The following is a 23,346-nucleotide window of genomic DNA, read 5'->3' as shown; positions in this document are numbered from 1 at the left end:
TCATCCTTGGTTTGCCTGCAGCACTCGCTGCTGCATAGAATTGCCGCCTTGAAGGCAGCAGGAAGACGACGGTGAACAAGGCATTCGTCAGGGAAGACAGCGGCGAGGACGATGACGAGGCGCTCGCCCCGGCACTGCGGCTACCGCCGGGCAGCCGCAACTACATGACCCGCCGTGGTCACCACGTGCTGCACGAAGAACTCGACCAGCTGGTGCGCGTGGAGCGCCCGCGGCTGGTGGAAACCGTGGCCTGGGCGGCGGGCAACGGCGATCGCTCGGAAAACGGTGACTACATCTACGGCAAGAAGCGCCTGCGCGAGATCGACCGCCGCATCCGCTTCCTCATCAAGCGCCTGGAGAACGCCACGGTGGTCAATCCGGCCGAGCAGGAGAACACCGGGCAGGTGTTCTTCGGCGCCACGGTGACGATCTGCGATGCACAGGGCGGTGAAGAGCAGACCTGGCAGATCGTCGGCGTGGACGAGGCCGACGTCTCCGCCGGGCGCATCAGCTGGATTTCACCGCTGGCGCGGGCGCTGCTCAAGGCCCGCATCGGTGACCTGGTGCGCTTCATGAGCCCGGCGGGGGTGCGCGAGATCGAGGTGGTGGATATCGCCTATCGCTGAGGGTGTAAGACCCGGCTGAAGCTGCGGTGTCGCTTATATGCCTACGCCGATGGTGAGGTTTTTCGCCCAGTGGGCTAAAGTTTGCGGTGCAGCATCCGTCAATCATGCGCAAGCCCTTGCCGTCCTTCCATTCTGCGGCGGGGTCGTACCGGAACCGAAGCTGGGGAAAGATGATGTCGCTCAAATCAATGTCGGTCATGCACCGTCTGGTGCTGGTACTGGTCATCGCACTGCTGGGAACGCTGATCCTCTCGGCGGTGGCCCTGGTGCAGTACCGTGCGCAGATGCTGGCGGACTACCAGCGCGCGGTGCGCAGCCTGGTCGAGGTTGCCCACGGTACCATCGCCCACTACCAGGGCCTGGAGCGTTCCGGCGCGCTCAGCCGCAGTGCCGCGCAGGACGCCGCCAAGGCTGCGCTGCGCGGCCTGCGCTACGACGGCAGCGAGTACTTCTGGATCAACGACAGTGGTCCGGTGATCGTCATGCACCCCATCCGCCCCGAGCTTGAGGGGCAGAATCTCGGCAATACCCAGGACCCCACCGGCAAGTACCTGTTCCGCGAGTTCGTCCGCGTCGCTCAGGGACAGGGCGAGGGTTTCGTCGATTATCTGTGGCCCAAGCCCGGCGCTACCGCCCCGCAGCCGAAGATCTCCTACGTGAAGATGTTCCGCGACTGGGACTGGATCGTCGGTTCGGGCATCTACGTCGATGACATCGGCGACGCCTTCATGCGCCATCTGTGGCAGTTCGCCGGCTTCGTGGTCGGCATCATGGCCTTGCTGATGTTCGTCGCCTGGCGGGTGGTGGGCAGCATCGTCTCGCAACTGGGCGGCGAGCCGACCTATGCCACCGAGGTGATGCGCAGCGTCGCCAGCGGAGATCTGCGCGTCGATGTGCGGGTCAATCACGGCGAGCAGGACAGCCTGCTCGGCGCGCTGGCGGAAATGGTCGGCCGCCTGCGCGGCATGGTCGGCGAGATCGGTGTCAATGCCGAACGTGTTGCCGGCAATTCGAGCGAGATCTCCGCGGTGTCCAAGCAGGTCGCCGAGGCCTCCCACGTGCAGTCCGATGCCGCATCTTCGATTGCCGCAGCGGTGGAAGAGATGACCGTCAGCATCTCGCACATCTCCGACAGCGCGCGCGAGACCGAAACCAACTCGGCGCGCGCCGCGGTGCTCGCCGAGCAGGGCGAAGCCCGTGCCGACGAGGCGGTGGGCGAGATGGAATCGATGGCGGCGACCGTCGACCGCGCGGCGGAGAAGATCCAGCAGCTGGTCGAACGCGCCAACGAGATCGGCACCATCGCCAACGTCATCAAGGAAATCGCTGCACAGACCAACCTCCTTGCCCTCAATGCCGCCATCGAGGCTGCCCGTGCCGGCGAGCAGGGGCGCGGTTTTGCCGTGGTCGCCGACGAGGTGCGCGGGCTCGCCGAACGCACGGCGACGGCGACGGTGCAGATCGAGAAGATGATCACCAGCATCCAGTCCGAAACCCATGGTGCGGTCGAGGTGATGAGCCAGGTGGCCGGACAGGTCAAGGACGGTGTGGAACTGGTGCAGGGCGCGGCCGGTTCGCTGCGCGAGATCCGTGGCGGCACGGATGTGGCGCTGGAGCGCATCCGCGACGTCGCCGATGCCACCAAGGAGCAGGGCTCGGTGTCCACGTCGATCGCCCAGCAGGTCGAGCAGATCGCCCAGATGGTCGAAGGCACCAGCAACTCCATGCGTTCGGCGGTGGGGGCGGTGGAGGAACTGGAGAAACTGGCTGCCGATCTGCACGATCTGGTCAGCCGCTTCCGCTACTGAAGCAACGGCCGACTTGAAACCTCGCAACGCGCCCCCATGTGGGGCGCGTTGCTTTTGATAACCGGAGTTTCATCGATGTCCGCGACCGCCACTGCCCAGACCCTGAACTTCCAGGCCGAGGTGAAGCAACTGCTTCACCTGATGATCCACTCGCTGTACTCCAACCGCGAGATTTTCCTGCGCGAACTGGTTTCCAACGCGTCGGACGCCTGCGACAAGCTGCGCTTCGAGGCGCTCGACCGCGCCGAGCTGTTCGAAGGCGACGGCGAACTGAAGATCCGCATCGACTTCGACAAGGATGCGCGCACGCTCACCGTTACCGACAACGGCATCGGCATGAGCCGCGACGAGGTGGTGACCAACCTCGGCACCATCGCCAAGTCCGGCACCAAGGAGTTCTTCGGCAAGCTCACCGGCGACCAGCAGAAGGACGCCCACCTCATCGGCCAGTTCGGCGTCGGCTTCTACTCGGCCTTCATCGTCGCCGACAAGGTCACCGTGCATACCCGTCGCGCCGGCCTCGCCGCCGCTGAGGGCGTGCGCTGGGAATGCGCGATGAGCGGCGACACCGCCGGCGAGTACAGCATCGAGCCGGTCGAGCGCGCCGAGCGCGGCACCCGCATCACCCTGCACCTGCGCGAAGGCCAGGACGACCTGCTGTCGTCGTGGAAGCTGAAGAGCCTGATCAGCAAGTATTCGGATCACATCGTTCAGCCCATCCAGATGAAGAAGGAGGAGTGGGACGAGGAGAAGAAGGAGCAGGTGGTCCGCGACGAGTACGAAACCGTCAACCAGGCCAGCGCGCTGTGGGCGAAGTCCAAGAACGAGATCTCCGACGAGGACTACAAGGCCTTCTACAAGCACGTCGGCCACGACTACGACGAACCGCTGGCGTGGACCCACTCGCGCGTCGAAGGCCGCCAGGAATACACCCAGCTGCTCTACGTGCCGGCCCACGCCCCCTTCGACATGTGGGACCGCAACGCCCGCCATGGCGTGAAGCTGTACGTGAAGCGCGTCTTCATCATGGACGACGCCGAGAAGCTGATGCCCACCTATCTGCGCTTCGTGCGCGGGGTGGTGGACTCCAGCAACCTGCCGCTCAACGTCTCACGCGAGATCCTGCAGGAATCCAAGGACATCGACGCCATCCGCCAGGGCTGCACCAAGAAGGTGCTGTCCCTGCTGGAGAGCCTGGCGACCAGCGAGGACGAAGCCGAGCGCGCCAAATACGCCACCTTCTGGAAGGAATTCGGCAAGGTGCTCAAGGAAGGCGTGGGCGAGGACTTCGCCAACAAGGAGAAGATCGCCGGCCTGCTGCGCTTCGCCTCCACGCACGCCGACACGCCGGATGAGGTGGTGTCGCTGGCCGACTACATCGGCCGCATGAAGGAAGGCCAGGACAAGATCTACTACGTCACCGCGGAAACCTTCAACGCCGCCAAGAACAGCCCCCATCTGGAAGTGTTCCGCAAGAAGGGCATCGAGGTGCTGTTGCTCTCCGACCGGGTGGATGAGTGGGTGACCGGCAACCTCACCGAGTTCGACGGCAAGCAGCTGGTCTCGGTGGCCAAGGGCGGCCTGGACCTGGGCGCGCTGGAGGACGAAGCCGAGAAGCAGGAAGCCGAGAAGGCCGCCGACGAGTACAAGGAACTGCTGGAGAAGATGAAGGCCAGCCTCGGCGAGCGCGTCAAGGACGTCAAGGTCACCCTGCGCCTGACCGATTCGCCCGCCTGCCTGGTGGCCGACGAGCACGACCTGGGCATGAACCTGGCGCGCATCCTCAAGGCCGCCGGGCAGAACGCCCCGGCCTCCAGGCCCATCCTGGAGATCAACCCCAGCCATCCGGCGGTGCTGCGCCTGAAGTACGAAGAGAAGAACTTCGACGACTGGGCCGCGGTGCTGTTCGACCAGGCCCTGCTCGCCGAAGGCGGCACGCTGGACGACCCGGCCTCCTTCGTCAAGCGCATCAACCAGTTGATGCTGGCGATGAGCGGCAACTGAAGCGGTTGCGGGCCGGCCGGGAACAGCTTGGCGGTGCAAAGCCAGTCCTCCGGACAGGATGGGTTTGGCCCAGGCGCCGCTGGGGCACCCATCCCCACCCTCCCCACCCCGGCCCGGGAGCCTCCGCTTCGCGGGCACTGGCCCGCTGATGTGGGCTGACTGCCATGCAGCCGGCGGCGGTGTCGGGATGTAAGCAGACGTTCGCTCAGGTGTTTTCGGACTACTCTTGTCGTAGCGGATGATCGCCCGTCATCGTCCGAGCCGTTGCGAAACTGCCACCGGAGGACAGTCAGGATGCTTACACCGCCCCCGGGCAATGATCCGAGGCAGAACCGTATCCTCGCGCGACTGCCGGATGCGGACTACTTTCGCCTTGAGGGCGACCTCGAATGCGTGCCATTGGCGCTGGGCCAGGTGCTCTTCGCTCCCGGCGACACTCTGGAACATGTGTACTTTCCGACTTCCGGCATCGTTTCCATGGTGTTCACCACGGAGGATGGGTCGTCCGCCGAGTTGGCAATGACCGGTAAGGATGGGCTGGTCGGCACTCCCCTGATCCTGGGTGGAGAGACGACGACCTACATGGCGGTGGTGCAGAGCAAGGGTAGCGCCTACCGGCTGCGTGCCGAAATCGTCGCGTGGGAGCTCGAACAGGGTGGCAGCCTGCAGCAACTGGCGCTCGGTTACGTGCAGGCGTTGATGATCCAGATGGCGCAGGGGGTAGTCTGCAACCGCCACCATACGGTCGACCAGCAATTGTGCCGGTGGCTGTTGCTCAGTCTCGATCAGTTGCCCGGCAATCAACTCGACATGACCCAGGAGTTGATTGCCAACATGCTGGGCGTACGCAGGGAGGGGGTGACCGAGGCAGCAGGCAAGCTGCAGGCCGCTGGGTTGATCCGTTACCGGCGCGGACAGATCACGATTCTTGATCAACGGGGGCTCGAAGCGCGGGCGTGCGAGTGTTACCGCGTGGTCCGCACCGAGTACGACCGGCTGTTCGGTCTGAATCCGGCCGTGCCGGTCAAGGGGCGCGTTCGTCCCAATCCGGCCACGCTGCGCCGGCGCGCGGAGCAGCGCTTGCTCAATCAGGTGCGGCCTCCTCGGGCGGATGCCGTTTGGGATGCCGCTCGCCTGGTGCACGAGCTCGAAGTGCATCAGATTGAGCTGGAGATGCATAACGAAGAGCTTCGTCGGGCCTACGCCGAGGCCGATGCGTTGCGTGCCCGCTACGCCGACATCTACGACTTTGCGCCGGTCCCCTACCTGACGGTGGACGCACGGGGTACGGTACTCGAACTCAATCTCACCGCCGCCATCATGCTTGGCATCAAGCGCTCGCAGAAGGGACTTCACCGTCTTGGTACATCGCTGGCCGAGATTTCCCTGCCGCTTTTTGTTCATTTTCTCGATGAGGTGCTCCGCGGGATGAAGAAGGGTTACTGTGAAGTCGTGCTGAAGCCGACACCGCGGCATCCGGAAACCCTGGTCAGGCTGGAAGGGGTGCCGGACGAAGAGGGGGTCGAATGCCGCGTCGTGATGACGACTATCCGCTCCGACCTGCCGGGTCAGGCCGATCGGCGACGGCAGAACTAGCAGCGCGCCGATCTGGGCCGCTCTTTCCCCCGCTGCAGCGGACGCCAGCCCGCCAGGCACCCCTGCAGCAGGGGGCGGTGTGAGAAATGCAGCTAGCAGGCTGTTGAAAAATAGTAGCTCCCTTGCACGGCAAGGCTTTCCGGCCCGGTACAATTACGCAGTCATGGTTTGAGCGATTATCGAGATGCGCGGCATCGATCGAAAGCAGCAATCCCTTTTCAGCTATATCAGCATTGAAGATCGTATTGCCGCGGATCATCCTTTGCGCCGCATGCGGCGGCTGACCGATACTGTGCTGGCAACAATGTCGCAGCAATTCGACGAGCTTTACGCCGAGGCCGGGCGCCCGTCGATTCCACCCGAGCGACTGTTGCGAGCGTTGCTTGTGCAATGCCTGTTCTCGATCCGTTCGGAGCGCGCGCTGATCGAGCATATCGACTTCAACATGATGTATCGCTGGTTCGTCGGGCTGAGCATGGACGAGCCGATGTGGGACCACTCGACCTTCAGCGCCAACCGAGATCGGCTGCTCAAAGAGAGCATCATGCGGCGCTTTTTCGATGGCGTGCTGATCATTGCCGAGTGGGCCGACTTGGTGTCGGACGAGCACTTCAGCGTGGACGGCTCGTTGCTGCGCGCGTGGGCCTCGCACAAAAATATGGCAGCACGCGATGGCTCCGACGAGCCGCCGGGGCCCGATCAGGGACGCAACCCGGAAGTCGATTTCCGGGGTAAGAAGCGCTCGAACCAGACCCACGTTTCGCGCACGGATCCCATGGCGTTGCTGGCAACAAAGACGCCGGGTGTGGCCTATCTGAGCTACACGACGCATGTGCTTGGGGAGAACCGGAACGGGTTGGTCGTCGATGTGCACACGACGCAGGCGACCGGGACGGCCGAGCGAGAAGCGGCCCTCACGATGCTCAAGCGCAGTGTGACTCGCGGCCGCAAGGGATATGCACCTACAGTGGCGGCCGATCGCGGTTATGACGTGGCCGACTTCATCGAACAGGTGCAGCAGCGAGACATTCTGCCGCATGTTGCAGCCAAGACCCGTGACAGTGCGGTGCCCGAGGACGTCAAGGCAACCGACGGATACGCGGTCAGCCTGCGCCGGCGGAAGATGATCGAGGAGTCCTTCGGATGGGTAAAGGAAATCGGCATGCTCGGGCGCATCAAGCTGCGCGGACTGGATAAGATTCGTGCGCATGCGCTGCTCAACTTTGCCGCCTACAACCTCACGCGGATAAATAACCTCGTTGCAGATCGCGCAATCTTTCCTGCTTGAAAACCGTGCTGCTCGCGACGAACACAAGATATTCCTCAGTGCGCGCCCTACAAACTTCTGCGAAGGGCCTGTTTGGACAACGCTGAGCACAACGATTGATCCTCGTTCAAGTTCGGGTCATGCAAGAGCCGGAGGCGTACGGCAATTTTTCAACAGCCTGCTAGGGGGGCATTCTGCCGGCGTTATACGATGTGTGCCCTTACCGAATGGAGCCGGCCATGGATGAACCCGATACCGCGACGCAAGCCTCGCCCGATCCCGGCGACTTGCCTCATCCATCCCCCGGCGGGTGCTTTCCTGTCGTTGGCATCGGCGCTTCGGCCGGGGGGCTCGAGGCGCTGGAGCAGTTCCTGTCCGGCGTGCCGCCAGACAGCGGCATGGCTTACGTGGTCATCCAGCATCTCGATCCGACCCACAAGGGGATGATGCCCGAGTTGTTGCAGCGTGCGACGCCACTGCCAGTGATGCAGGCCAAGAACGGCCTCAAGCTGCGGGCGGACCACGTCTATGTGTTGCCTCCCAACCGCGACATGTCCATCCTCGACGGGGTGCTTCATCTGTTCAAGCCAACGGCGCCGCGCGGTCAGCGTCTGCCGATCGATTTCTTCCTGCGTGCGCTGGCGGTCGATCGGCGCCAGCAGGCGGTCGGCGTGCTGTTGTCGGGGATGGGCTCGGACGGTACTGCCGGCCTGCGCGCCATCAAGGAAAATGCCGGCCTGGCGCTGGTGCAGGATCCAGCGGAGGCCGCCTTTGCATCGATGCCACAGAGCGGCATCGATGCCGCCATGGTGGACATCGTGGGTCCTGCGGCGACACTGCCCGGGCGCATCATCGCAGCCCTGCGGCAAGGCGCCATCGTCGACGAAAGCGACCCTGCGGTCGACGGTCAGCTCAAGAGCGGCTTGGAGAAGGTGCTGATCCTGATGCGGACCCACAATGGGCAGGACTTTTCACGATACAAGAAAAGCACGCTCTACCGCCGCATCGAACGGCGCATGGGCATACACCAGATCCGGCGCATTGCCGACTATGTGCGCTTGCTGCAGAACAACCCGCAGGAGCTCGATCTGCTGTTCAGGGAGTTCCTGATCGGGGTCACCACTTTTTTCCGCGACCCGGCGGCCTGGGACAGTCTGCGTGACCTCGCGTTTCCCGCGCTTTTTGCATCCAGCCCGTCGGGCCGCGCCTTGCGTGCATGGGTGCCCGGATGCTCGACCGGCGAGGAGGCCTACTCGCTGGCGATCACTTTCAAGGAAGCGCTGGAAAGACATCAGCCTGCCGGGCGTTACGCGCTGCAGATCTTCGCTACCGACCTGGCACACGACGCGATCGATCAGGCGCGCCAAGGGCATTATTCTGCGGGCATCAGCGCCGAAGTGTCCGCTGATCGCCTGGCACGCTACTTCATCCCCACCGATAACGGCTATCAGGTCGGCAAGGAAGTACGCGAGATGGTGATCTTCGCCCCTCAGAACATGGCTCAGGACCCTCCCTTCACCAAGCTGGATCTGCTGTCCTGCCGCAACGTACTGATCTACTTCACCTCCGAGCTGCAGAAGAAGCTGCTGGCCCTGTTCCACTACAGCCTGATCCCGGGCGGCGTGCTGTTCCTGGGCAATTCCGAGACCATCGGCTCCGCAACCGATCTGTTTGCACCTCTCGATTCGAAATCCCGCCTCTACCGCTGTATTGATGGCAGGCCCCACATGGTGAGCGTTGATTTCCCGACCCACTTCCGCGCACCTCACGGTGCAGGGAGCGAGCCCCCCGCCACACCGCCTGCCGCCAACCTGCAGACGCTTGCCGACCAGTTGCTCCTGCGCCAGTTTGCGCCGGCGGCCGTGCTGACCAATGATCGTGGAGACATCATCTACATCAACGGACGTACCGGCCGCTATCTGGAGCCGGCCGCCGGCAAGGCCAACTGGAACATTCACGCGATGGCGCGCGGTGGCTTGCGGCAGGCGCTCGGTGAGGCACTTCAGCAGGTGATCAGCGATCACGGCCGTGTCGAGCGCCACGATCTGGCGGTCGAAGACGACGGCAAGACATCCAGAATCGATCTCACCGTGCAATACATCGAGGACCCTGAGCCCCTGCGCGGCATGGTCATGATCGTGTTTGCCGGATTGCGCCGGAAAACGGCGGCGAAACGGCGGACAAAGGCAGGCGCGCAGTCTTCGAGGGAAGCCGAGCTTGAGGCTGCCCTGACGCAGTCGCAGAATGAAGTGCGCAACCTGCGTGACCGCATGCAGACCTCGGAGGAGGAGCTGAAGTCGACCAACGAGGAGTTGCAGTCGACCAACGAGGAGCTGCAATCGACCAACGAGGAGCTGACCACATCGAAGGAGGAGATGCAGTCGCTCAACGAGGAACTGCAGACGGTCAACGTCGAGCTGCAGTCCAAGGTGGATGACCTGTCGCGTGTCAATGACGACATGCAGAACCTGCTCAACAGCACCGAGATCGCGACCGTATTTCTCGACGATCGGCTGCGTGTGCGCCGCTTCACGCCCCATGCGGCGCACATTATCAAGCTGATCGCCGCCGACGTCGGGCGTCCCCTGTCCGATCTGGCAAGCGATCTGGATTACCCGGAGTTCGAGAGCGATGCGCGCGAGGTGCTGCGCACGCTGATTTACTCGGAGAAGCCAATGGCAACACGTGACGGTCGGTGGTTCCGGGTCCGCATCATGCCGTACCGCACGATGGAGAACATCATCAACGGCGTGGTCATCACGTTCATCGACATCAGCGTTGCCAAGCGCCTTGAAGCGGAACTGCGCGCCACGGTGGCGAGTATCGAGGGTAACCCGTCCTAGTGTAGTGTTTCACTCTTGCGGGAACTTATATCGCACCTACGGCTCGCATACTGCATGGCCAAGCAGAGCGGAGATTGCCGGTGCGCGTAGCCCCCGAGATTGTGTTGACGGACGAGGAGCGAGTCGAGCTGACCAGCTTGGTTCGCTCCAGGCTTACCAGCGTGAGGCTGTCGCAGCGAGCGCAGATCGTGCTGCTGGCCGCTGAAGGTATGCAGAACAAGGACATCGCCGCGAGGCTGAACGTTGGCCGTGTCCAGGTGGCGCGTTGGCGCGAACGCTATGCGCAATCGCGGCTGGCGGGCATCGAGCGCGACCGCCCGCGCGGCGCGACGCCGCTGAAGGTTGACGTGGCGCGGCTGGTGGAGCTGACGACGCAGAGCAAGCCCAATGCGGCCACGCACTGGAGTACGCGCACGATGGCCGCCGAGTTGGGCGTGAGCGCGGCCAGTGTTTCGCGGCATTGGCGGGCCAACGGACTGAAGCCCCATGTCGTGCGTGGCTTCAAAGTCTCGCGTGATCCGAACTTCGTCGCCAAGCTCGAAGACATCGTAGGCCTGTACATGGCCCCGCCCGAGCACGCGCTGGTGCTCTGTTGCGACGAGAAGAGCCAGGTGCAGGCGCTGGACCGCACGCAGCCCGGGCTGCCGTTGAAGAAGGGACGCGCGGCCACCATGACTCACGACTACAAGCGCAACGGCACGACCACGCTGTTCGCCGCCCTCAATGTGCTCAATGGCCTATCACCCGGAGATGTTGCTGTCGCTACTGATCTACGGCTACGCGACGGGGAGGTACTCTAGCCGCAAGATCGAGCGGACAACATTCCAGTCGCGGTCGGTGTGAGAGCGATCCTCGTCGGGTGACGGATCGCTGCTTCCGGGTGGCCGGGGTCGTTGAGCCTTCGCCCGCGCGCAACGAGACTATGCGCGCCAGCACACGGAGCCCGTCGAGCCTTGGGCGTAGTCTTGATGCACCGGCAGCACATTGCCGGGGCGCGGTGCACCTGCACCATGCATTGCAACAAGGAGAAACGCATGAACAGCGTACTTCGCAGTACCGCAGGTCTCGTCAGATACCAGCATCCCGACGGTGCAGGCGCGCAACTCCTGAGTGCCGGCACCCTGATCGGCGACAAGGTCTGCAACCGAACTGAAGACGAACTGGGCGAGATCAAGGAGCTGATGCTCAATACGGTCAGTGGCAGTGTGTGCTATGCAGTCGTGGCTGCCGGCGGCTTTCTGAGCATGGGTGAAAAGCTCTACGCCGTGCCATGGAGCGCACTGACGCTGGACGGGCCGAACAAGCGTCTTGTGCTCGACGTCGATGTCGAACGCTTCAGGAACGCGCCGGGGTTCGACAAGGACAAGTGGCCGGACATGGCCGATGAGACCTGGGCCAGGCAGGTCCATGCCTACTACGGCTTGAAGGGTGTCGAAGCGAAACCAGCGGCTACGGCCGCATGAACCGCCCACCCGGACGATCGCGGCGATGAGCAAGGGATCGAATCTCTTGGATCGATCCGCGCACGTCCACGCGGGGTCCCGGGTGGGTGGCATGCGTTTTCGCGAGATCATATGACATATTGCGTCGGCATCATGCTCGAAGAGGGATTGATCTTCGCCTCCGACTCGCGCACCCATGCGGGGGTCGACAATTTTGCGAGCTTCTGCAAGATGAACGTGTTCGAGCGCGCGGGCGACCGCGTGATCGTGCTGCTGAGCTCTGGCAATCTGGCTGGCACCCAGGCGGTCATCAGTCTGCTCCGGCAGCGTGCTTCAAGAGGCAGGGAGTGCAGTCTGTGGGGCGCTGAATCGATGTTCGATGCCGCGCTGCTGGTGTCGGATGCAATGCGCGAGGTCGATCGCCGCGACGGCCAGCATCTGACCGACAGTGACGCCGGCTTCAACGCGTCGTTCATCGTTGGCGGGCAGATTGCGGGGGAGTTGCCGCGGCTGTTCAGAATCTATGCCGAAGGCAACTTCATCGAAGCTGGTGATCAGACCCCTTACCTGCAGACCGGTGAAACAAAATACGGTAAGCCGATCATCGACTGGGTCATCAACGGTTCGACGTCGATAAGCGATGCGGCCAAGTGTGTGCTGGTGTCCTTCGAGTCGACAATGCGCAGCAACCTGTCGGTCGGCATGCCGATCGATCTGATCTGTTATGCCAGGGACAGTCTGGACGTGCGCATGCGGCGGCGCTTCAAGCCGGGGGATGCCTATTTCACCGAACTCGGCCGGCAATGGGGCGAGGGTACGCGCGAGGTCTTCCGCCGTTTGCCGGACCTTGAGTGGTAGGCCGCACGGTGTCCTCTGCGCCACGCTCCCGGATGCCGAAACCGTATGTGTTCGAACACCGGACACGCGCCGACGCCGCGCTGCTGATTACCTGCGAGCATGGCGGGAACAGTATTCCGGCGAGTTACCGCGCGCTGTTTGCACCGTATGCGGAGCTGCTTGCCTCCCACCGCGGGTTTGACGCCGGCGCACTGGTCATGGCGCGGTCGCTCGCCGCTGTGCTCGGCGCCCCTTTGCTGGCAACGAAGGTCAGTCGCCTGCTGGTCGATCTGAATCGCTCGGTCGGGCATCCCCGCCTTCACTTCGGGCCGCTCCTGGCGCTGCCCGCGCTGCAACGACAGCGCATCCTGGCGCGCTACTACTGGCCTTACCGCAACTGCGCAGGGCAGCTGGTCAGTGAGACCATCGCATCGTGCGGACACGTCATCCATCTCTCCTGCCACAGTTTTACCCCAGTGCTCGACGGCAAGCGAAGAACCGCCGATGTCGGGCTGCTCTATGACCCTGCCAGGGCGGGGGAAAAGGCGCTGTGTGCGTTCTGGAAACGGACGCTGAAGGTACTCGCACCGGACTTGTCGGTGCGACGCAACTACCCTTATGCAGGCCGCGGTGATGGTCTGACCAGATGGTTGCGCGAGCGCCATCCGCCCGAGCGCTACGTCGGCATAGAGCTTGAACTCAACCAGAAACTCGTCAGGGGCGGCGTGCACCGCTGGGCTGCGTTGCGGGAGGCGGTGATCGCGTCCCTTGAGACTGCGTTGGCCCCCTGCAGTCGCGAGCTCGGCCGCCCGCCGCTGCCGCCCTTCGGGGCGCACTGCGCCGCATGGAGCCGCTTGGCCCCGGCGCAAGGAGGGGCGGCATGAGAATCCGCATAGGATACGAGCTGGTGTATGACTGTCCGCAGCCGACGCCGATGATCCTGACGCTGAATGTTCATCACACGCGGGCCGCGGACATGCTCGAAGCGGACCGCCTGAGGGCCGACCCGCCGCTGCCGACAAGCACTTATCACGATGGTTTCGGCAACCTGTGCACCCGTATCGTTGCACCCGAAGGCTTGTTGCGCCTGAGCAGCAGCGCAGTCGTGCGCGACACCGGGTTGCCCGATATGGTTGCACCTCAGGTTGGCCAGATGCCGGTCCAGGCGCTGCCGGACGAGACATTGCAGTTTCTGCTGGGCAGCCGTTATTGCGAGACCGACCGCCTCTCAGAGGTCGCCTGGAACCTGTTCGGCAATGGCCCGACCGGCTGGGCTCGGGTGCAGGCAATCTGCGATCATGTGCATCACCATATCGAGTTCGGCTACCAGCACGCCCGATCGACCAAGTCGGCATGGGACGTTTTTCAGGAGCGCGTCGGCGTCTGCCGCGACTACGCCCATCTCGCGATAACCTTCTGTCGCTGCATGAACATCCCGGCGAGATACTGCACCGGCTACCTCGGCGACATCGGCATGCCGCCGCCCTATGGGGTGATGGATTTCGCGGGCTGGTTCGAGGCCTTTCTGGACGGGCAGTGGTACACCTTTGATGCGCGCAACAACATGCCGCGCATTGGCCGGGTCCTGATCGCACGCGGTCGCGATGCCGCCGACGTGCCGATCAGCAACGCCTTCGGCGCCAACGTGCTTCGGCGCTTCGTCGTGACCACCGACGAGGTTGCAGATGCACCGGCTACCTGACAGGCACCTCAAGGAGGTGGTTCGAACAGGCGCACCTGATTGCGGCCGGCTGCCTTCGCCTGGTAAAGGGCGAAGTCGGCCTGCTTGAGCAGGTCCGTGGCGTTATCCTGCGGACCGAACAGGCGCACCCCGATGCTGGTCGTACACTCGTACTCCGTCTTTTCTACAGCAACTGGACGCGCGATCCTGGCTATAAGCTTGTCGCCAATCTGTCCTGCGAGCGCGGCTGCGTCGGGCTCGTTGACTCCCAGACCATCCAGGATCATCACAAATTCGTCGCCCCCGATGCGCGCAACCGTGTCGCCCTCGCGCAGGCTGCTCCGCAAGCGGTTCGATACCTCGATCAGCAGCAGGTCGCCGGCATCGTGACCAAGCGTGTCGTTGAGAGCCTTGAAGTTGTCGAGGTCGAGAAACAGGATCGCGCCATACATACCGTTGCGTCTGCTTGCCGCCACGGTTTGTGCGAGGCGGTCCTGAAACAGGCGGCGATTGGGGAGTTGTGTGAGTGGATCGTAGTTCGCCAGACGCTGCATCTCTGCTTCGGCAGCACTTTGTGCGGTGTTGTCGAAGAGCGCGATGCGCATCGTGGCCGGCGAGCCGGGCCGCCCGGTCGCCATGCAGTGCAGTCGCGCCGGAAACTGCGCACCATCAAACCTTCTCAGCAACAGCCCGAATTCCGGCAATGGGGCGCCGGGTTCCTTTCGAGCCGCGCCTTCATGCCGGCGCCAGCGAGCGAGATCAACCGGAGCAACAAAGCGCTCGATGTGCTGCTTCGCCAGCGTCTTCCGGGAGATTCCCAGTATGCTGGCCGCGGCGAGATTCGCTTCGGTGATCTTGCCGTCAGGTGATACCGTGAGGTAAGCGAGTGGCGCGAATTCGAACAGGTCGACGTAGCGGTCGCGAGCGCTCTCTAGTGCGTCCAGGGCATTCCTGAGCAACTCGTTCTGCATCTCCAGTTCGAGCTGGTGCACCTGAAGCTCGTGCATCAGGGCGCTGTTCTGCTGGACCGGCGGGTGAGTAGCGCTGGCGGTTTGCCGCAACTGCGCCTCCGCGGCGGCCCTTAGAGCTCCCATTGCGCTGCGCTGATCCGCCATCGGTCTCGCCCCGGTCATACGCCATGATTGAAGGATGGGCCTGCGGAAGGTGCCGGGGAGCGCCCGCTCGCCATCCAGCCCGCCCTGGCCCTGTGCTTGTCGCGGTGCTTTGCCGGTTCTTCGAGCGGCGCAGCCCGGAAGGAGGCCGCTGCTTCAAGGCGCCGCGGCATGGGCTTGAGGCTGCATTGGTGGTTGGTCAAGTATGGCAATAGCTTTCACTCTTTCAGGAACGGTTTGGCCGGATTGGCCTCTTCCTTCCTGGCCTGCTTGTCCTTCTTCTTTTCTTTCGCTGTCTTCAGGGCCGGCTTCTTGCCCTCACGATGGCTGTCGTGACTCTTGCCCATGATCATCGTCCTCAATGTTCCGACCGAAGGCCGGCGCCAACACAAAGTCTAAGGCGCCGTGCAACGGCTGAATGTACGTCAGCGCACAGAGCCGGGGCCGTCAAGGTGGCGCGTGGGCCTCATCCGCCCTCGATGCAGCTCAAGCGGCCTGAGCAGGTGAGTGGAATCCTGAGCGCATGGGTGCGCCCGGCGCATGCGGCGGGCGCACCCATGCGCTTACTTGACGATCATGTTGCTTCTGACCGACTTGACGCCCGAGATGGAGCGTGTCAGCTGCACAGCCCGGTCGATGTTGGCCCGTGAGCTGACGAAGCCGCTCAGCTGCACCACGCCGTCGAAGGTCTTGACCTTGATCTCGTTTACGCGCAATTCGGCGTCGTCGAAGATTGCGGCCTTGACCCGTGTGGTAATCACCGTGTCGTCGATGTACTCGCCCGCGGTCTGTTGCTTGTCGGGTGCGGCGCAGCCGACGGTCACCATTGCGAAGGCGAGCAGGATGGCGGTGAGGTAGTTGCGATAGTGATCCATGTCTTTGAACTCCGGATGGAAAGAAGACGGCAGCGCCGAATGATTCTGGACGCCGCAGATGGACGGACCCGCATCGATGAGATGCAGATCCGCCGGGGGGCTTATTCGGCCGCTTTCTTGATGTCTTCCTTCAGGTCGCCGTAGCCGGCGCGGACCTTGCCGGCGGTGCTCTGGGTCCTCCCTTCCGCTTCCAGTTCCTTGTTGCCGACGACTTTGCCGGTGACCTCCTTGATCTTGCCCTTGACCTTGTCAGCGCGTCCTGCCACCTGATCCTTGTTCATGACCCTTCTCCTGAGTGAAAGTGGACTGTCGATGGGCCAAGATGCAGCATGCCAGGCTCATCAACGCCGACTCTAGACCGGCGCTGGCGGCGATTCCGTGCGCTGGAGCACATTGATTTGCCGCTCCTGTCGGACCGGAAGGGCTGGCGATGCGCTCTGTGCGATGGCGAACAGACGTCGCATGTGGATCGCGTAGCATTCGTCCCGATCGTTTGAACGATGTGGGCCGAAGCCGGGATGTCTTACGCTCAGCCCATTGTCAAGGCGCCGATCAAATGCCTTTCGGGTTGCGTCCCTTTGCTTTGCTCAGGAGAGGCTTGCCGGAGGGCGGTTGTTGCCGGTGCCCGCGAACGGGTTTCGACAGGCCCGGTTCGAACGCCAACTCACTCTTTCGGGAGCACTGCCATGGGCACGATTTTGCTTGTCATCCTGATTCTGCTGCTGATCGGCGCCCTTCCGGCATGGCCTCACAGCCGCTCTTGGGGTTACGGGCCGACCGGTGGCATCGGGCTCATCCTGGTCGTTCTGCTGATTCTGGTTCTGCTCGGCAAAATATGAAGCCATGCTGCGAAGACACTGCGGTGTCCCAGAAGCACCGCCGCAGAGCGCGGGCTTCAGGACAGCATCGAATGCTCGGCAAGGACTCCTCAGCGCAGTCCGAAGAACCCCAGAATGAACAGTACGATGACCACGAGACCAACGAGATAGATGATGTTGTTCATGATGGCGTCCCTTGCGTGGGTGGAGTGACCGCGGCGCGTCGGCGCGGTCCGGCAAGGCAAGTCTAGTCGCCGCCCCTTTGGCACTCTGTGCGCGGTCGCACGTAGCCGAGCCTTCGAACCGGTGTTCGCGTCGCCGCAGTGAGGCGGAGTGACCCCTCGGACGCAGTGTGGCCAACAGCAGGCGGTGCTGAATGCCGCATGATGGTGAGGCCCGGATCTCAGTCGCGAAGGTCGCAACTGAGAGGCGCATGGGATCGGCGTGCAGGATGTCCGCTTGCCCCGCACGATGACGAAACAGCAGGTGAGCGCGGAGGAGCAGATGAAGACGCCAGAGATTCAAGCTGATGTGTATGGCATGCGTGTGCGTGCCCGCCAGAACGCCGCGCAGGGGGCGGTGACCTCGCGCTACAGCGCCCATCTCACAACCGTGCTGAAGCGCCTCAATGATGCGCTCGCTACCGAGTTGGTAGGTGTGCTGCGCTATCGGCGTCACCATTTCACCGCGCGCGGCGTATTCTCGCCAGCGGTGGCTGCGGAGTTTCTGGTGCATTCGAATGAGGGACTGGCCCATGCCGACCACTTGGCGGCCCGCATGGTGCAGTTGGGCGGTGAGCCGGATTTTTCGCCGGACAACCTGGTCCGGCGCAGCCAAGCCGAGTATGTGGAGGGGGCGACGCTTGCAGAGATGATCACCGAGAATCTGGTTGCCGAACGGATCGCGATCGACAGCCATCGCGACTTCATCCAGTACATCGGCGATCAGGACCCCGGTACGCGGCGTTTGCTGGAGTCCATCCTTGCGGCGGAAGAGGCGCACGCGGGAGCGCTGGCCGCCTTGCTGAAGGACGGGTGTGCTCCAGGTGCATGAGGTGCGGCATGCGAGGCGGTGCGGTCATGGCGACCTTCTGTGCACGCGAAACCGCCCTGCAGGATGACTCAGCGCGGCAGCCGCAAGGTGAAGTGCGCGCCGTTGCGATTCTCCAGCACCACGCCGCCATGGCGGCCGCCGTGGTCGTGGAGGGCGGCGACCTGGCGGGCGAGTGTGAGGCCGAGGCCGGTGCCATGGTCGCTGACGCTGCCCGGTTCGAGGACAGGGGCGTCGAGGAGTTCGGCCGGATAGCCGGGGCCGTCGTCGCTGACGGTGAATTTCAGCCAGCGCTCATCGGCGCTGGCGCCGACGACGACGCGCTGCGCCGCACTGCGGCGGGCGTTGTGGATGGCGGTGCCAAGCACCAGGCGGACAAGGGCGTCGTCGTAGAAGAAGACGCTGTCCGGCGCATCGGCTGCCGCCACCACTTCGACGCCGCCGCCGGGCTCTGCGCTGCCGGCCAGTTCGCCAACCAGTTCGGCGACCATTTCAGCCGGCACATGGGCGCCGATGTCCACGCCCAGCCAGCCATTCTCGGCCTTGTAACAGGCCAGCAGGGCGGTCAGGGCGTGGGCGGCGGCGAGCGCCTCGCGCACGGTGTCGCGGTCGCCGCGGCTGTCGGCGCGGGCGGCGAGGGCAGCGAGGCGGTTCTTGACCTCATGGATGGTCAGTGCGGCGTAATCGGCGAAGCTCATCCGCCGCCTTCCTCCGGCTGCAGGCGCGCCCACAGTGCGTCGATGTCGGCGAGCTTGCGGTGGCCGGGGGATTCCTTGCGCAGATGCTCGCGGAAACGGCGGGCGTTCTCCAGGCGGGTGGCGTCGCTGCCGCTGGCGAGCATGTCCACCAGCAAGGCGTAGGCGGCGTTGGCAACGATCTGCAGGTTGCCGGGCAAGCGGTCAGCGGCGGCGGTGAGCATGGCCGCGGCTTCGCCGATGCGCCCCTCCTTGCCCAGACGCACGGCGTCGTTGTTGAGCTGGACGACCTCCTGCACGCTGTCGCTGACCAGCTTCTCGGCGTGGTCGGCAATGCCGTGCTCGCTCATGATGCGGGTGACCTGCAATTGCACGGCCTTGGCTTCCGGGTTGGTCTGCACCGCGCGCTTGAGCAGCTCCTCGCCGCGCGCGCTGTCGCCGCTGGCCAGGCAGGCATTGGCAACGGTGAGCAGGGCCTCGGGACTGAGCTTGCCGAGGTCGCCGTCGAGGGCGCGCTGCAGCGCCGCGGCAGCCTTGTCGGGTGCGCCCATGCGCTGGTGGGCAAGCGCCTCGATGGCGGCGAGTGCGGGGCCGCCGCCGTCCTCGCGGAAGGTGCTGCGGGCGTCATCGACCAGTTCGAGGGCCTTGTCGGCCTGGTCGGTGACGGTCAGCGCCTTGCCCAGGCGGGCGTAGTCGCCGGGGTCGCGCAGCGGGGTGTGGCGGGTCTGTCTGACCACCTTGTCGAGACTGTCCTGCACGCGCGCATAGTCGCCGGCTTCCTCGGCCACACTGGCGATCGCCCGCAGGCGGTTGAGCGAGCGCGGCGAGCGCGCCGCGGCGCTGTCGAGCACGCGCAGCGCCGCCTCGGTATTGCCCTCGTCCGCGTGTACGTGGCCGAGCAGGTCGTAGGCCGCCATCAGCTGCGGAGATTCGGCGATCAGCGTTTCCAGGGTCGCGCGTGCGGCGTTGTTGCCAAGCTGGCGCTGGGCGCGCGCAAGGCCCAGGCGCGCCCACGGCATCGGCCGCATGGCGATGGCTTCACGGTAGAAGGCCTCGGCCTCGGCGTAGCGTCCGTCCATGAACAGCGCATTGCCCTTGATGCGCATCGCATCGACCAGATAGCGGTCGCGTGCGGCGATGATCTCGTCACAGGCGCTGACCACCTCGGCCCAGCGCTCGGCGTCCTGCAGGGCGTCGACGCGGGCGAGGCGGCGCTTGCGCTCGAGCAGGCGTTCGAGGCGCTGGCGGAAGGTCTCGGCGGTGAACGGTTTGAGCAGGTAGTCGTCGGGCAGGCATTCGGCCGCGGTGATCACGCTGTCGTAGTTCTTCTCTGCGGTGACCATGATGTACAGCGTGCCGCGGCTGATCAGCCGGCGTGCGCGCAGATGTTCGAGCAACTGCTGGCCGTCGGTGCCGGGACCGAGGTTGTAGTCGCACAGGATGACGTCGAAGCGGCCGCCGCGCAGGGTGTCGAGGGCGTCGCGGACGTTGCCGCAGACGCTGATCTGCTCGAAGCCGATCGAGCTTGCCTGGCTGCGCAGGGCACTGCGCATCTCCGGCATGTCGTCGATGATGAGCAGCTTCTTGTCCTTGTAGGTGGTGATTCTGGTCACGACGGTTCCGGGCGGAGGAGGTGGAGGCGGTAGCAGCTGCGGCGTACACTCAGCCGGGCGTGTCGGTGCGCTTGTTGGCTTCGGCCTCGGCCTTGCGCAGGGTAGGCCAGGCCAGCGCATGGTACAAGGGCTGCGGAGCGACCGTGCGCGAGAAGGCATGGGCGATCACCGCGGTGGCCATCAGTGGCAGGAGCATCTGGTGGTTGGCGGTCATCTCCATGACGATCACGAAGGAGGTGATCGGGGTCTGCGTCATGCCGGCGAGGAAGCCCACCATGCCCAGTACGAGGATCGCCGAGCCGTGGTCGGAGGGCAGCAGCAGGGCGATGTTGGTGCCCAGCCCGGCGCCCACGGCCAGTGCCGGGGCGAACACGCCGCCGGGGATGCGCGACAGGAAGGCGAGCCAGATCACCGCCATCTTGGCGAGGAGGAAATACACCGGCAGGCTGGCGGTGCCTTCCAGGGCGGCTTTCGATTCTGCGTAGCCGGTGCCGTAGGTGAGGCCGCCGGTGGCGAGGCCAATGAGGGCGGTGCCAAGGCCGCAGAGGGCGGCGAAGGCCACCGGGCGAGTCAGCGACAGCTCGCCGAGCCGGCCGGGCAGGCCGCGGCTGGAGGCAATCAGCAGGCGCGAGAAACCGCCACCGAGCAGGCCGCCGATGGCCCCGCACAGCAGCACCGGCCAGAGTCCGTCGGGCCAGCCCACGGCTGCCGGGGTGCGGCCGAAGTAGGTGTAGTTGCCGAGTACGGCGAGCGACATCAGACCGGCAAAGATCACCGCGATCAGCGTGGTGCTGTTGGCCTTGAAGGCGCGGTAGCGGCACATTTCCTCGATGGCGAACATGATGCCGCCGAGCGGGGTGTTGAAGGCGGCGGCGATGCCGGCACCGCTGCCGGCGACCATGAGATCCTGGCTGGAGGCGATGCGGCGGGTCTTCTTGCCGGCGATCATGCTCATCACCGAGGCGCCGATCTGCACCGACGGGCCTTCGCGGCCGATCGAGGCGCCGGAGAGCAGGCCGCCGAGGGTGAGGAAGACCTTGGCGATGGCGAGCTTGAAGGACAGCAGCTGCTTGCGTACGCGGCTGTCCTCGGAGTGCATCGCTGCGATGGCCTGGGGGATGCCGCTGCCCTGGGCGCCGGGAAACCAGCTGCGTGCCAGCCAGGCCATCAGCGCGAAACCGCCGGGGGCGATGATCAGGGTCAGCCACGGCGCGCCGCTCATCAATCCGGCGTGGGCGCCGATGGCCAGTTCGGCGCCAATGGCGAAGAGGATGGCGATCAGCCCGGCGAGGAGCGCCGCGCCGACGAACTTCAGGCGCAGGGTCCACCGCCGCAGCGAGATCCACGGCAGGGCGTAGCGCCGGCTGCCGCGGGCGAGCTGGCGCAGGGCGTCACCGCCCGCAGGGCGGGGGGACGGTGTTTCGGGGGGCAGCGGCGGCTCCATGGGGGGATTATCGGCTGCCAATACAATTGCCGACAACAGTGCGTATGGCGGGCGTTGTGAAAGGGCCACATCCATGCTGCAGAAAGCGCGCTGCGCAGCAGCATTGGCACTACAATATTCTGCCTTCGGCGCGGCCGCGCTGCTGCCCGAGCGTCCATTCATCCCAGTGCATTTTCGGAGTGTCGGTTTCATGGCCAGGAAGGCGCCCGCCCCCCAGCAGTCCATCAACGAATCGGCCCGTGCGGTCACGCCGCTGTCGGTGCTGCAGCGTTTTCGCGTCATCATCCGCACCGCGCAGCGCCACTCGCAGTGGATAGAGCGGCAGAGCGGGGTCACCGGGGCACAGTTGTGGGCGATGCAGGAATTGCTCGAGGTGCCTGGCCTGCGCGTCGGCGAACTGGCCAATCGCATGGCCCTGCATCAGTCCACTGCCTCCAACATGATCGATCGCCTGGAGAGCGCCGGCTACATACGCAAGGAACGCACCAGCGCCGACCAGCGTGTGGTGCGCCTCTACCTTACCGAGAACGGCACCGAACTGCTCGGACGCGCTCCGTCGCCGGCGCGCGGCGTGCTGCCCGAGGCGCTGCGCAATCTCGACGAGGAGGCGCTGACCGACCTGCAGCGTGAGCTCGACGGCCTGCTGCTGAAGATCAAGGACATGGACGAGGGCTTCGGCATGCAGCCGTTGCCATTCACGGAGTGAGCCGCGCTCCGCTTTTTTTGATCGATGTCAAGGAAGTGCTGCATCACCCACATCGCCCTGTGGCGAGTCCGGTACAGTTACGCCCCTGAGCCCTTGCGTCTAGCGGCATCTCCCACACATCTGGCGACCGGAAAAAATGGCAGTCGAACTCTACAACGATGGCAAGCATGTCTGTCTGGCGTTCTACGACCTCGTGAACGAAGAGGCCGAGCACGCGGTGCAGTCCAACCAGTTCCTGGTGGTGGACGGCGACCACGGCGCCCTCATCGATCCGGGCGGCAACATGACCTACAACGGACTGCTGATGGGCATGCAGCGCTTCTTTCCGTCGCGCAACCTCGACTACATCCTGGCTTCCCATCCCGATCCGGACATCATCGCCTCGCTCAACAAGTGGATGGTGACCACCAATGCGCGGGTGCTGATCTCCAAGCTGTGGACGCGCTTCCTGCCGCACTTCACCACCGGTCGCGACTATTCCGCGCGTACCATCGGCATCCCCGACGAGGGCATGCTGATTCCGCTGGGGGCCAGCAAGCTGAAGGCGCTGCCGGCGCACTTCATGCACTCGGAAGGCAACTTCCAGTTCTACGATCCGGTGTCGCGCATCCTCTTCTCCGGCGATCTCGGCGCCTCGCTGGTCGATCATGATGTCGCCTCGCGGCCGGTGAAGGATTTCGATGCCCATCTGCCCTTCATGGAGGGCTTCCACCGCCGCTACATGGTGTCGAACAAGATCCTCCGGCTGTGGGCGGGCATGGTGCGCACGCTCGACATCGAAATGATCGTGCCGCAGCACGGCGCGCGCTTCGTCGGCAAGGCGATGTGCAACCGCTTCATCGACTGGGTCGAGAACCTGCAGTGCGGTGTCGATCTGATGGACGAGCGCAACTACCGCGCCCCCTGAGCAGCACGCCGCAGGCGCGGCC

General features: G+C 64.4%; 21 protein-coding genes and 2 pseudogenes. 16 read left to right on the top strand and 7 right to left on the bottom strand.

Features of this window, described 5'->3' with window-relative positions:
- Positions 1 to 71: 71 nt before the first annotated feature.
- The 12 genes and pseudogenes from greB (at position 72) to C8261_RS09135 (ending at position 14,125) form a co-directional block, all read left to right on the top strand.
- Positions 72 to 626: a transcription elongation factor GreB gene (gene greB / locus C8261_RS09190; RefSeq protein WP_107493401.1), complete on the top strand. Its 555-nt coding sequence runs from the start codon at positions 72 to 74 to the stop codon at positions 624 to 626.
- 173 nt (positions 627 to 799) lie between these two features.
- Positions 800 to 2,434: a methyl-accepting chemotaxis protein gene (locus C8261_RS09185; RefSeq protein WP_107493503.1), complete on the top strand. Its 1,635-nt coding sequence runs from the start codon at positions 800 to 802 to the stop codon at positions 2,432 to 2,434.
- Positions 2,435 to 2,509: 75 nt separating this feature from the next.
- Positions 2,510 to 4,438 (top strand): molecular chaperone HtpG, encoded by a 1,929-nt coding sequence (gene htpG / locus C8261_RS09180; RefSeq protein WP_107493400.1) that lies wholly within the window; start codon positions 2,510 to 2,512, stop codon positions 4,436 to 4,438.
- Between the two features lie 294 nt (positions 4,439 to 4,732).
- Positions 4,733 to 6,034 carry a helix-turn-helix domain-containing protein gene (locus C8261_RS09175; protein ID WP_107493398.1) on the top strand — a complete coding sequence of 434 codons (1,302 nt, stop codon included), beginning with the start codon at positions 4,733 to 4,735 and terminating at the stop codon, positions 6,032 to 6,034.
- Between the two features lie 184 nt (positions 6,035 to 6,218).
- Positions 6,219 to 7,322 (top strand): IS5 family transposase, encoded by a 1,104-nt coding sequence (locus C8261_RS09170; protein ID WP_107493397.1) that lies wholly within the window; start codon positions 6,219 to 6,221, stop codon positions 7,320 to 7,322.
- A gap of 218 nt (positions 7,323 to 7,540) precedes the next feature.
- On the top strand, positions 7,541 to 10,144 hold the full coding sequence (locus C8261_RS09165; RefSeq protein WP_235864878.1) for a chemotaxis protein CheB: 2,604 nt from the start codon (positions 7,541 to 7,543) through the stop codon (positions 10,142 to 10,144).
- A gap of 80 nt (positions 10,145 to 10,224) precedes the next feature.
- Positions 10,225 to 10,881: pseudogene (locus tag C8261_RS09160) on the top strand (IS630 family transposase); the annotation flags it as partial.
- Positions 10,874 to 10,975: pseudogene (locus C8261_RS17640) on the top strand (transposase); the annotation flags it as partial. The pseudogenes C8261_RS09160 and C8261_RS17640, both read left to right, overlap by 8 nt.
- A gap of 203 nt (positions 10,976 to 11,178) precedes the next feature.
- A complete protein-coding gene (locus C8261_RS09150; protein WP_107493393.1) occupies positions 11,179 to 11,607 on the top strand; it encodes a PRC-barrel domain-containing protein in 429 nt (142 codons plus the stop codon).
- 132 nt (positions 11,608 to 11,739) lie between these two features.
- Positions 11,740 to 12,444 carry a peptidase gene (locus C8261_RS09145; protein WP_235864877.1) on the top strand — a complete coding sequence of 235 codons (705 nt, stop codon included), beginning with the start codon at positions 11,740 to 11,742 and terminating at the stop codon, positions 12,442 to 12,444.
- Between the two features lie 32 nt (positions 12,445 to 12,476).
- Positions 12,477 to 13,307: an N-formylglutamate amidohydrolase gene (locus C8261_RS09140; RefSeq protein WP_107493391.1), complete on the top strand. Its 831-nt coding sequence runs from the start codon at positions 12,477 to 12,479 to the stop codon at positions 13,305 to 13,307.
- On the top strand, positions 13,304 to 14,125 hold the full coding sequence (locus tag C8261_RS09135) for a transglutaminase-like domain-containing protein (RefSeq protein WP_107493389.1): 822 nt from the start codon (positions 13,304 to 13,306) through the stop codon (positions 14,123 to 14,125). The genes C8261_RS09140 and C8261_RS09135 overlap by 4 nt, the downstream gene beginning before the upstream one ends.
- An 8-nt stretch (positions 14,126 to 14,133) precedes the next feature.
- On the opposite strand, the gene C8261_RS09130 is transcribed toward C8261_RS09135, so the two are convergent.
- From C8261_RS09130 to C8261_RS09120, 4 genes are all read right to left on the bottom strand, one after another.
- Positions 14,134 to 15,219, bottom strand: coding sequence for a sensor domain-containing diguanylate cyclase (locus C8261_RS09130; protein ID WP_181358904.1), 1,086 nt, complete (start codon positions 15,217 to 15,219; stop codon positions 14,134 to 14,136).
- Between the two features lie 215 nt (positions 15,220 to 15,434).
- A complete protein-coding gene (locus C8261_RS17755; protein ID WP_268987179.1) occupies positions 15,435 to 15,563 on the bottom strand; it encodes a hypothetical protein in 129 nt (42 codons plus the stop codon).
- Positions 15,564 to 15,779: 216 nt separating this feature from the next.
- Positions 15,780 to 16,091 carry a BON domain-containing protein gene (locus C8261_RS09125; RefSeq protein WP_107493386.1) on the bottom strand — a complete coding sequence of 104 codons (312 nt, stop codon included), beginning with the start codon at positions 16,089 to 16,091 and terminating at the stop codon, positions 15,780 to 15,782.
- 101 nt (positions 16,092 to 16,192) lie between these two features.
- Positions 16,193 to 16,372, bottom strand: coding sequence for a CsbD family protein (locus tag C8261_RS09120; RefSeq protein WP_107493384.1), 180 nt, complete (start codon positions 16,370 to 16,372; stop codon positions 16,193 to 16,195).
- Positions 16,373 to 16,777: 405 nt separating this feature from the next.
- On the opposite strand from C8261_RS09120, the gene C8261_RS09115 reads away from it, so the two are divergent.
- Both C8261_RS09115 and C8261_RS09110 read left to right on the top strand, forming a co-directional pair.
- The gene (locus C8261_RS09115) at positions 16,778 to 16,930 is read left to right on the top strand and encodes a DUF3309 family protein (protein WP_107493382.1); all 153 of its coding nucleotides are present in this window, start codon (positions 16,778 to 16,780) and stop codon (positions 16,928 to 16,930) included.
- A gap of 450 nt (positions 16,931 to 17,380) precedes the next feature.
- Complete coding sequence (locus C8261_RS09110) at positions 17,381 to 17,962, top strand: ferritin-like domain-containing protein (protein ID WP_235864876.1); 582 nt, start codon at positions 17,381 to 17,383, stop codon at positions 17,960 to 17,962.
- 68 nt (positions 17,963 to 18,030) lie between these two features.
- On the opposite strand, the gene C8261_RS09105 is transcribed toward C8261_RS09110, so the two are convergent.
- Genes C8261_RS09105 through C8261_RS09095 form a run of 3 tightly spaced genes read right to left on the bottom strand, consistent with a single transcriptional unit; the run spans position 18,031 to position 21,711 of the window.
- Positions 18,031 to 18,657, bottom strand: coding sequence for a sensor histidine kinase (locus C8261_RS09105; protein ID WP_107493381.1), 627 nt, complete (start codon positions 18,655 to 18,657; stop codon positions 18,031 to 18,033).
- Complete coding sequence (locus C8261_RS09100; RefSeq protein WP_107493379.1) at positions 18,654 to 20,267, bottom strand: tetratricopeptide repeat-containing response regulator; 1,614 nt, start codon at positions 20,265 to 20,267, stop codon at positions 18,654 to 18,656. Before C8261_RS09100 ends, C8261_RS09105 begins: the two co-directional genes overlap by 4 nt.
- A gap of 49 nt (positions 20,268 to 20,316) precedes the next feature.
- Positions 20,317 to 21,711: a chloride channel protein gene (locus C8261_RS09095; RefSeq protein WP_107493378.1), complete on the bottom strand. Its 1,395-nt coding sequence runs from the start codon at positions 21,709 to 21,711 to the stop codon at positions 20,317 to 20,319.
- Between the two features lie 190 nt (positions 21,712 to 21,901).
- Here C8261_RS09095 and C8261_RS09090 point away from each other — a divergent pair, with 190 nt between their 5' ends.
- Together C8261_RS09090 and C8261_RS09085 are read left to right on the top strand one after the other, a co-directional pair.
- Complete coding sequence (locus C8261_RS09090; protein WP_107493376.1) at positions 21,902 to 22,417, top strand: MarR family winged helix-turn-helix transcriptional regulator; 516 nt, start codon at positions 21,902 to 21,904, stop codon at positions 22,415 to 22,417.
- Positions 22,418 to 22,553: 136 nt separating this feature from the next.
- Positions 22,554 to 23,324 (top strand): oxygen-binding di-iron domain-containing protein, encoded by a 771-nt coding sequence (locus C8261_RS09085; protein WP_107493375.1) that lies wholly within the window; start codon positions 22,554 to 22,556, stop codon positions 23,322 to 23,324.
- The last annotated feature ends 22 nt before the right edge of the window (positions 23,325 to 23,346 follow it).

The sequence above is a fragment of the Pseudothauera lacus genome (assembly GCF_003034845.1).
GTDB lineage: Bacteria > Pseudomonadota > Gammaproteobacteria > Burkholderiales > Rhodocyclaceae > Pseudothauera > Pseudothauera lacus.
Note: the sequence above shows the minus strand (reverse complement) of the source record. Positions and strands in the feature narration are given on the sequence as shown.

Bases quoted from the DNA above. Each gene is read 5' to 3' on its own strand.
- C8261_RS09120 (WP_107493384.1), bottom strand. From the start codon at position 16,372: ATGAACAAGGATCAGGTGGCAGGACGCGCTGACAAGGTCAAGGGCAAG.
- C8261_RS17755 (WP_268987179.1), bottom strand. From the start codon at position 15,563: ATGGGCAAGAGTCACGACAGCCATCGTGAGGGCAAGAAGCCGGCCCTG.
- C8261_RS09165 (WP_235864878.1), top strand. From the start codon at position 7,541: ATGGATGAACCCGATACCGCGACGCAAGCCTCGCCCGATCCCGGCGAC.
- C8261_RS09150 (WP_107493393.1), top strand. From the start codon at position 11,179: ATGAACAGCGTACTTCGCAGTACCGCAGGTCTCGTCAGATACCAGCAT.
- C8261_RS09110 (WP_235864876.1), top strand. From the start codon at position 17,381: ATGACGAAACAGCAGGTGAGCGCGGAGGAGCAGATGAAGACGCCAGAG.
- C8261_RS09090 (WP_107493376.1), top strand. From the start codon at position 21,902: ATGGCCAGGAAGGCGCCCGCCCCCCAGCAGTCCATCAACGAATCGGCC.
- C8261_RS09095 (WP_107493378.1), bottom strand. From the start codon at position 21,711: ATGGAGCCGCCGCTGCCCCCCGAAACACCGTCCCCCCGCCCTGCGGGC.
- htpG (WP_107493400.1), top strand. From the start codon at position 2,510: ATGTCCGCGACCGCCACTGCCCAGACCCTGAACTTCCAGGCCGAGGTG.
- C8261_RS09115 (WP_107493382.1), top strand. From the start codon at position 16,778: ATGGGCACGATTTTGCTTGTCATCCTGATTCTGCTGCTGATCGGCGCC.
- C8261_RS09085 (WP_107493375.1), top strand. From the start codon at position 22,554: ATGGCAGTCGAACTCTACAACGATGGCAAGCATGTCTGTCTGGCGTTC.
- C8261_RS09135 (WP_107493389.1), top strand. From the start codon at position 13,304: ATGAGAATCCGCATAGGATACGAGCTGGTGTATGACTGTCCGCAGCCG.
- C8261_RS09185 (WP_107493503.1), top strand. From the start codon at position 800: ATGTCGCTCAAATCAATGTCGGTCATGCACCGTCTGGTGCTGGTACTG.
- C8261_RS09130 (WP_181358904.1), bottom strand. From the start codon at position 15,219: ATGGCGGATCAGCGCAGCGCAATGGGAGCTCTAAGGGCCGCCGCGGAG.
- C8261_RS09140 (WP_107493391.1), top strand. From the start codon at position 12,477: ATGCCGAAACCGTATGTGTTCGAACACCGGACACGCGCCGACGCCGCG.
- C8261_RS09125 (WP_107493386.1), bottom strand. From the start codon at position 16,091: ATGGATCACTATCGCAACTACCTCACCGCCATCCTGCTCGCCTTCGCA.
- C8261_RS09105 (WP_107493381.1), bottom strand. From the start codon at position 18,657: ATGAGCTTCGCCGATTACGCCGCACTGACCATCCATGAGGTCAAGAAC.
- C8261_RS09170 (WP_107493397.1), top strand. From the start codon at position 6,219: ATGCGCGGCATCGATCGAAAGCAGCAATCCCTTTTCAGCTATATCAGC.
- C8261_RS09175 (WP_107493398.1), top strand. From the start codon at position 4,733: ATGCTTACACCGCCCCCGGGCAATGATCCGAGGCAGAACCGTATCCTC.
- C8261_RS09145 (WP_235864877.1), top strand. From the start codon at position 11,740: ATGCTCGAAGAGGGATTGATCTTCGCCTCCGACTCGCGCACCCATGCG.